This is a genomic window from Rosenbergiella sp. YN46 (assembly GCF_036620675.1).
In the GTDB taxonomy this organism is placed as follows: Bacteria; Pseudomonadota; Gammaproteobacteria; order Enterobacterales; family Enterobacteriaceae; genus Jejubacter.
On the sequence record NZ_JAZHEE010000019.1, the window covers coordinates 75,101 to 82,255 of the forward strand.

A 7,155-nucleotide genomic window follows, 5' to 3' on the forward strand; every position below is an offset into this window, starting at 1 on the left:
AGCAACATCAGAACAGACCAGGCGGGTTCTACTCTATGGATACACTCTCAAAATTGTGTTTCCCGAGCGGATCGACAACATAGCCCTTCACCTCTTTACGTACCGGCTCGAATACGGTGGAGTGAGCAATGATCAAAGCCGGGGCCTGGTCATGCATCACCACCTGAGCCTGCTTGTAAAGCTCGATACGCTTGTTGTGATCTTCCGTGGAGCGAGCTGGCTGGATCAGCTCCTCGAAAGGCTTATAGCACCAGCGAGAATAGTTAGAGCCATCTTTCGCCGCCGCGCAGCTGAACAGCGTGGCGAAGAAGTTATCTGGATCCCCATTGTCGCCGGTCCAGCCCATCATCACGGTCTGGTGCTCGCCATCTTTGGCGCGCTTGAGGTATTCACCCCACTCGTAGGAGACAATCTTCGCCTTCACGCCAATTTTCGCCCAGTCAGCCTGGATCATCTCTGCCATACGGCGGGCGTTGGGGTTGTAGGGGCGCTGCACCGGCATAGCCCACAGGTCGATGGTGAAGCCCTTGTCCATTCCGGCCTCTTTCAGCAACTGCTTCGCCTTTTCCGGATCGTAGCTGTAGTCTTTCACATCGTCGTTATAGCCCCACATGGTGGGCGGAATCAGGTTTTTAGCCGGCTGGCCCGCGCCCTGGTAAACGGCTTTGATAATCGCCTCTTTATTCACCGCCCTAGTCAGCGCCTGGCGTACCTTTACATTATCCAGCGGCGGCTTTTCAACATTGAACGACAGATAGCCAACGTTAAGCCCCGGTTGCTCCATCAGATTGATATTCTTATCTTCTTTCATACGAGCGATATCGGCCGGGTTCGGGTAAGGCATCACCTGGCATTCATTTTTTTGCAGCTTGGCATAGCGTACTGAAGCATCGGGCGTGATCGAAAACACCAGGCGGTCGATTTTCGGTTTCGTTCCCCAGTAATCCTGAAAAGCCTTATAAAGAATCCGGGAGTCTTTTTGATATTGCAGCAACTGGAAGGGCCCTGTACCCACAGGATTAAGATCCAATTTTTCCGGCGTTCCTGCCTTCAGCATATTATCGGCATACTCTTTCGAAAGTATTGAAGCAAAGTCCATAGCCAAATCGGCCAGGAACGGCGCTTCCGGTCGGCTTAATACAAACTGAACGGTATATTCATCAACCTTTTTAACTTCTTTAATTAATTTGGGAAATCCCATACCCTCGAAGTATTCATAACTGCCGCCAGAAACGTTGTGATAGGGATTTTCCTTATTCATCTGACGATCGAAGGTAAACACCACATCGTCGGCATTAAAGTCACGGCTGGGCTTAAACGCTTTGGTGGTATGCCATTTCACGCCTTTACGCAGATGGAAGGTATAGGTTTTGCCATCTTCGCTGATATCCCATTTCTCCGCGAGCCCGGGAACAACCTCTGTTGTGCCGAGCTTGAACTGAACCAGTCGGTTATAGATTGGTACCGAGCTGGCATCATATGTTGTGCCGGAGGTGAACAGCTGCGGGTTAAACCCTTCCGGTGAACCTTCGGAACAATAAACCAGCGTTTTTGACTGTACGCTCGCGGCGCAAGCCATAGCCAGCAGGCCAAGCCCCAGTTTTACCGCCCCTGATTTGCGCAAGGAAATTCTCATCAGTTTTGCTCCAGTGTGATGTATGTTGTGCGTTGTTGACTCCCGCCATAACACCGGTTGTTTCACTGTAGCTTGCCGTAAAGCGCCGACAACTTCGCCGTCTATACCCTGAATAATTCGCGTTGCAGAAAGGCGGCAAGCTCATGAATCCCCGGGAGCATAGCCGTACTATGCGACCGGGATGAGCGAGTGCAGCCAACGCATCTGCAGCTTGAAGTATGATGGGTATATGCACTGATTCAGGCCAGACTACGTTGATAAAACCTGAGTTATTTTGGGTTTATCATCGGACCTTTTTTATTTTTTACCCGGCCCGCTCGGAATATAAATAAGGCAATCCTCAAGGTTATGTCTCGTTTATCCAGACAAAGCACCTGGTTACCCGACTTCTCGCACTACAATCTGTCAACTGGCAGGCTAAAGGTCAATATAGCCGTCGGGCTTTTATCAAAATTGTGTGCCATACGAAACAACCATTAAAAAAAGCCTTTGCGTTAATTCACAGTACAGAAAATTATGCTACCGCCATTTAATTAGAATAAAACGCTGGATAAAGATAAATTATCAGCAATCAATGAGGTTCGTTTTTCTGTGAAATTTCTCTCAGACAATGCGCTTATGGTGGGTTTATAAGGCGAAAACTTCAGGATGCAGAAGAAAATTCTATGGAGGAGAGGATAAGAGAATACGGGGATAAGTCGACTGCAGAGATGACGAATCAACGAGGATTAGCGAGAGGCAGAAAGCAAAAAACCCAACCTTGCGGTTGGGTTTTTCTGAATCTGGTCGGTGATAGAGGATTCGAACCTCCGACCCCTTCGTCCCGAACGAAGTGCGCTACCAGGCTGCGCCAATCACCGAATGCGGGGCGCATATTACTGCCCCCCCGATGCGGCGTCAATCCTTTTTAAGAAAAAGAGAATCGATCGTCTGAAAACCCATCAATCCGCGGCTTTCGCTGCAGAAGCATGCGGAATGTGGCACCAGTTGTTCTGCTCGCGAATCCCGCCATCAGGCGATGTGTAGCCCAGACAGCCCAGGATTGAGTCGTACAGTTCCACATGGCGATGCTCCACGCCGCGTTTCGCTTCTTCCTGCATATGTGCGAAAGCCCGGGCGCGTTCAGGGTCTTGCAGATACTTATCTGAGGCCCATACCAGCAGCGGCACCCGGAACTGCTCCGGCGGCGCCATTTCGCGTGGCGTACCATGCAGACGCTCATGCTCGTTAATGGACTCACCGTGATCCGACGCATAGAAGATCAACGCCTTCTTATCGCGGAACTGGTCATAAACCTTATCGATAAAGCTATCCACATACAGGATGGAATTATCGTAAGCGTTAATCAGCTCGGCCTGGCTACAGTCTTTATCTCCGCCAATACATTCCGGCTTCCACTTCGCATAATCGCGCGTATAACGCTGCGCGTAGGAAAAGTGCGAGCCCTTGGTATGCAGAATCACCAGATGCTTACCTTTGGGATGCTCCGCCAGAGAATCTTTCACTTCATCCAGCAGCAGCATATCGTCCACCCGCTTACCCTGATGACGGGCGCCGATGATTTCCCGGTAGGCAATATTTTCTGCCATGGTATTGCTGTAAAACCAGAGTTCACTCTGCATCGCAAACAGGTCACTGCTGAAACCAAGCTGGCGCAGCACCGCAAAAATGTTCTGTTCTTTCAGGGTGCGTTGAGGATTATCCTCTGTTCCTCCTTCCCGTACGAACATACAGCGCAGCGAAAGTTTGGTCGCGGTATCGCAGGATTCGCCGCGAAACGCCGCCAGATTCTTCTCGCGAGAGAGATTCGGCGTGGTGTCGCGCTCATAGCCAAACAGCCCCATATGATCCCAGCGCGTCGTTTCGCCGATGATAAATACCACATAGGTATCATCTATGCCCTTCGGCGCTTCATAGTTAAACTTCTGCGCCGGGTTCATCAGCGAACGGTGATCCGAGGATTCATCCACCTGCGCCCAGGCATACAGCCCCAGCGCCGCCACCCAGTTCGAAGGCAGATAGGAGTTCGCCACCACACCGCCATAGCTCGGCATATCCACCCGGGTGGTTTCCTCAATCTCTTTCATCTGGATATCGATAAAGCGCAGCGGCGCCCAGACCAGCAGCCCGACCACCACCATTACCACCAGATTCTTCAGACGCAGCCCCGGGGTGCGCAACTGATGAAGTAGCGTAAAGCGGCAGCGATTACTCCAGATCAGCAGTAGCGGCAACGCGCTGACCAGCACCATCCAGATAATAAAGTCTTTCCCCACCACTTCTTTGGAAAGATCGATATCGGTCGTCATTACCGAAGCAATAATGCCGTAGCCAATAACGACATTTAAAAATGTCATGTAATAACTGGCGCCGACCGAACAGAGGACAATAAAAGAGGCCAGTACCTGCCAGATCCGACGCCCGAACAGCGAAATAACCCGTAATAAAAAGAAGGTGACCAGAACCGTCGCCACCACTTCTACGACGGCGGTCACGCCATCAAGCAGCGTGAAGTCCTGCGCGAACAGGCTGAAACGCCGGTAAAATACCGATGCATTCAGAAAGAGGCCGATGTAGATAGCCAACAGAAAGCAGAGTTTCTGCTGGGTTATCGATTTTATAAATTTCATGCAAGCCGCCCCGGCAAAAAATAAAAGATCTGAAAACACTTATCTGACCCTGAAAATGTGCCAGAGTTCTGAAAGGAATACCCACAAATAAAAACAGGATAAGTCTGTCGCTGCTCAGGTAAGTGAAGGAATAAAAAGTCATACATACCCTAGGGTATTTCTTATCGCATAAATATTAGACAATTCCGTATCTGAGAATTATGGGGGAATACTTCTGAATTTTTCCGGAAAACTGGACGCGCAATAAGAAGTTATGGGAAAACGTTACGGTAAGTGGCTCAGGTTTCACTGGAGGAAAAAACATGCCGTCACTGGAAGAACGCGCTCGCCGCTTTGCAACACGGGCTCACGCCGCCCGGGATCAGCGGCGTAAGTACACCAACGATCCCTATATCATCCACCCGGCGGCGGTGGTGGCACAGGTACGCCAGGTATTACCTGAAGATGACGCCGCACTGGCCGCCGCCTGGCTACATGACACCGTAGAAGATACCGATACCACCCTGGGCGATATTGAAAGTCGCTTTGGCTCCGAAGTGGCACGCCTGGTCGGGATGCTGACCAATCCGCCAACGCCAGAAGGCATGAACCGCGCCCAGCGTAAACGCCTGCACTTCCAGCACAGCGCCCACGCCTGTTCCCGTGCCCAGACCATCAAGCTGGCTGACATTATCGATAACACCCGGGAATTACTGCATTATGACCCCGATTTCGCACGCGTCTATCTACTGGAAAAACGGCTACAGCTGGCAGGTATGACGCGGGGAAATGACCAACTGCGTCAGGAAGCGCAACTGGTCGTAGAGCAAGGCATTACACAATTAATGAGGCCGCCGTACAACATCCCGGCGGCCTGGTTTGATAAACGGGCGATGCGCTATCTGGCACCTCAGGCGTGAGCCTCTTTCAGATGCTCATGCGCCGGTTGACGAATGGTGGTGGAAAACGCCAGCGACAAAATCAGCAGGGCGAAGATAACGCAGAAGGTGACATAGAACCCACCGAACAGCGAAGCGATAATCGAACCGCAAATGCTACCGATACCGAAGCCCAGGTAGATAACGCCATAGTTTTTGGTCAAATTATTCAGCCCAAAGAATTCGCTGACCAGCGATGGATAGACGGTAATAGTGCCGCCGAAGTTAAAGGCCACACAGGCAATAGCGGCAAAGAAGGTCATGGTATTCAGCGGCGCGAAAAGCAGCGCGGCCATGCCCACCAGCGAAATCACCTGCCCGATGGCAATGACGCGGATACGCGCTATTTTGTCCGACAGCACGCCCAGTACCAGACGGCCGCCAAGATTAGCAATAGAGATAACGGTAACGGCGCTGGCCGCAGTCATCGCATCCAGATGTACCATTCCCTGCGCGATATCCTTAGCAACGCCGATAACGTACAGGCCGCTCATGCAGGCCGTCAGGAACATCAGCGCCAGCATCCAGTACTGCGGTTTACGCATGGATTCGGCCAGCGTGAAGTCCTGTTCGACGCCGCCAGAGGCGGCGGTCACACTCTGCCGCGGCGCATCGCTCATCAGGCAGGAACCGACAAGCACCATCACCAGCGCCATTACGCCCCAAATCATAAAGGTTTCTTCCAGGCCATACGCCGCCAGCAGGTGGGTGTTAATAAATTTAAAGCCCAGACTGCCCAGCCCATAGGAGCCGATGGCGAAGGCGGAAATCAGCCCCTTACGTTCCGGAAACCATTTCACACAGTTCGACAGCGTCATCAGATAACCGGCCCCATCCGCCAGCCCCACCAGCACTCCGGCGCACAGCCAGAGCAGCATCAGGTTACTGGACCAGGCGGTCAGACATAATCCCAGCCCCAGCATCAGACCGGCAGCGACAGAAACCCGGCGCACGCCGAAACGCTCCTGTAGCTTACCCGCCACCGACGACGAAAGTGCCAGCGCCAGACTGAGCAGGCCGAAAGAGAAAGCCACCTGGCTCACGGGCTCGCCCAGCTTATTAGCCAGCGGCCCATTAAACAGGCTCCAGGTATACACAGAGCCCAGTGCAAACTGCGTAATGATGGTACCAATCAGGGTTAACCAGCGGGTACGATTCGTTGTGGTTGTGTTCATAGCAGAGTCCTGGCCAACAAGTGAAATCATTAATCTCTGCTGGTTACCTTATCCGGTACGATACCCGACCCGGGGGAAAAAGGAATGAAATGCCGTTCAGGCGGAATGAAATGCCATTAAGCGGGAATGAATGGCCGCACCACCGATCGCCCGGCAAAAAAGTGAGTGGCCACTTTCGCTTTATGCCCTGTAAATAAAGGCACTAATAATTACAAAAAGGCATATGATGATTAACATTCCAGCGCCTTTTTTAACAAAACCCCGATGCGTCGTTGCATCATTTACGGGATAGCCGCTTTCCGTCCTCCCTGGTAAATGGGGTCAAAAGTAAGTAAGCGCCAACTTTATATTTCCTTCGTCGCCTCATCGCGATCCGGTCGACAAAATTTTAGGTTCATCGTGGATTAGCGTGGAGTGTTCGAAAGCGGAAACAAAAAACCGGCAGAATCTGATGATGCGGTGGGCTGTTCCGTTCATTGGCGGGAAACTCCCTCTCCCTTCAGGGTGTACGTTCCAGGGTGAGGGTGACAGGTGGCTCCGGCGCCCTGTTTCAGAACAGAAGCGGCGGAACATAGCGATGCGGTGGGCTGTTCCGTTCATTGCCGGGAAACTCCCTCTCCCGTTTCGGGAGAGGGCCAGGTGAGGGTGACAGGTGGCTCCGGCGCCCGGTTTCAGAACAGAAACGGCAGAATATGACGATGCGGTGGGCTGTCCGTTCACTGCCGGGAAACTCCCTCTCCCGTTTCGGGTGTACGGTCCGGGGACATAGTGAACACTTGTTCGGGGACATGGTAGAC

4 protein-coding genes and 1 tRNA gene are annotated in these 7,155 nt (G+C 52.2%); 1 reads left to right on the plus strand and 4 read right to left on the minus strand.

From position 1 onward, the window contains the following. Window positions 1-28: 28 nt before the first annotated feature. From dppA to eptB, 3 genes are all read right to left on the minus strand, one after another. A complete protein-coding gene (gene dppA, locus V3W49_RS14320) occupies window positions 29-1,636 on the minus strand; it encodes a dipeptide ABC transporter periplasmic-binding protein DppA (protein ID WP_500146354.1) in 1,608 nt (535 codons plus the stop codon). 783 nt (window positions 1,637-2,419) lie between these two features. Beyond that, a tRNA-Pro gene (locus V3W49_RS14325) sits at window positions 2,420-2,496 on the minus strand. An 81-nt stretch (window positions 2,497-2,577) separates the two neighbouring features. Then, the gene (eptB, locus tag V3W49_RS14330) at window positions 2,578-4,266 is read right to left on the minus strand and encodes a kdo(2)-lipid A phosphoethanolamine 7''-transferase (protein WP_500146355.1); all 1,689 of its coding nucleotides are present in this window, start codon (window positions 4,264-4,266) and stop codon (window positions 2,578-2,580) included. Window positions 4,267-4,568: 302 nt separating this feature from the next. On the opposite strand from eptB, the gene V3W49_RS14335 reads away from it, so the two are divergent. After that, window positions 4,569-5,165, plus strand: a complete 597-nt coding sequence (locus tag V3W49_RS14335; RefSeq protein ID WP_500146357.1) for an HD domain-containing protein — start codon at window positions 4,569-4,571, stop codon at window positions 5,163-5,165. Here V3W49_RS14335 and V3W49_RS14340 read toward each other — a convergent pair. Then, entirely contained in the window at window positions 5,156-6,358 is a 1,203-nt protein-coding gene (locus V3W49_RS14340; protein ID WP_500146359.1) for an L-lactate MFS transporter, read from the minus strand. The two genes, V3W49_RS14335 and V3W49_RS14340, sit on opposite strands and share 10 nt — an antisense overlap. Window positions 6,359-7,155: the final 797 nt, after the last annotated feature.

Excerpts from the sequence above, each read along its gene's own strand:
- dppA (WP_500146354.1), bottom strand. The coding sequence starts at position 1,636 with ATGAGAATTTCCTTGCGCAAATCAGGGGCGGTAAAACTGGGGCTTGGC.
- eptB (WP_500146355.1), bottom strand. The coding sequence starts at position 4,266 with ATGAAATTTATAAAATCGATAACCCAGCAGAAACTCTGCTTTCTGTTG.
- V3W49_RS14335 (WP_500146357.1), top strand. The coding sequence starts at position 4,569 with ATGCCGTCACTGGAAGAACGCGCTCGCCGCTTTGCAACACGGGCTCAC.
- V3W49_RS14340 (WP_500146359.1), bottom strand. The coding sequence starts at position 6,358 with ATGAACACAACCACAACGAATCGTACCCGCTGGTTAACCCTGATTGGT.